The sequence below is a fragment of the Ignatzschineria ureiclastica genome (assembly GCF_003121845.1).
GTDB lineage: Bacteria > Pseudomonadota > Gammaproteobacteria > Cardiobacteriales > Wohlfahrtiimonadaceae > Ignatzschineria > Ignatzschineria ureiclastica.
On sequence record NZ_QEWQ01000015.1, the window covers coordinates 1 to 1,153 of the forward strand.

The window sequence follows — 1,153 nt, forward strand, 5'->3', positions numbered from 1 at the left end:
GACCGTTAATAATGACGGTGTTAAAGTAGGTGAAGGTGTTGTATTAGGTAATATAGGGTTAACTATTGCAAATGGCCCAAGTATTACAACAAGCGGTATTAATGCTGGTGGTAGCAAAATCACAAATGTTGCTAAAGGTGAAGATGATACCGATGCTGTTAATAAAGGTCAGTTGGATGATGCATTGCAAGGAATTGTTGCTAACGGTAATGCTTCCTTGGATTTTGAAGGTGATACTGGAACGACTAAGGTTAATTCAGGAGGTACAGTATCGATCGTTGGTGGTGAGTCAGATACAACAAAATTAGCAGATGGTAAGAACGTTGGTGTTGTTGTAGATGATGAGGGTAAGCTCAACGTTAAACTTGCAGAAAATCTTGATCTAGGCACTACGGGTTCTGTGAAAACAGGCAATACGACAGTTAATAATGACGGCGTTAAAGTAGGTGATAATGTCACATTAGGTGATACAGGATTAACCATTACAAATGGTCCAAGCATTACCGCAAATGGTGTCGATGCCGGTGGTAAAACAATCACGAATGTTGCCGATGGTGTAAATGGTAAAGATGCTGTCAACAAAGATCAGTTAGATGCGTTAGGTACGAATTTAACAAATACAGGCCTTACATTTGCAGGTAACAGTGGGGAAGTAAGTAAAAAACTTGGCGATAAAGTCACCATTAAAGGTGGTTTAGCTGACAATATTGATGCGAGTGATGAAAATCTACGTGTTGATGTTGAGGGTGGCAACCTTGTTGTGAAAATGGCGAAGAACCTAAGTGGCTTAGGCGATATCCAAGTTGGTGAAGCTGGAAAAGATGGCGTTGACGGTAAGATTGGTGTTACCGGAAAAGATGGTTCATCAGTAGTTATTAATGGCGAAGATGGATCAATCGGTCTTACCGGTCCAAAAGGTGAGGCAGGTAAAGATGCACCAACTCTTAATATTGCAGTGAAAGATGGAGCGCCAGGCTTAAATGGAAAAGATGGCGAAGTCCGTATTGTGTACAAAGATAAAGACGGCAATGAGAAAGAGGTCGCAAGTCTTGATGATGGCTTACTCTTTGGTGCGGATAACGATGGAGTTGTGGTTGAACGTAAGTTGAATCAAAAACTTGATATTCTTGGTGGTGCAAATAATGCAACCGAT

At 41.0% G+C, this 1,153-nt stretch carries 1 pseudogene; it reads left to right on the forward strand.

What is annotated here, in order from left to right:
* A pseudogene (locus tag DC083_RS09965) lies at positions 1-1,153 on the forward strand (hypothetical protein); the annotation flags it as partial.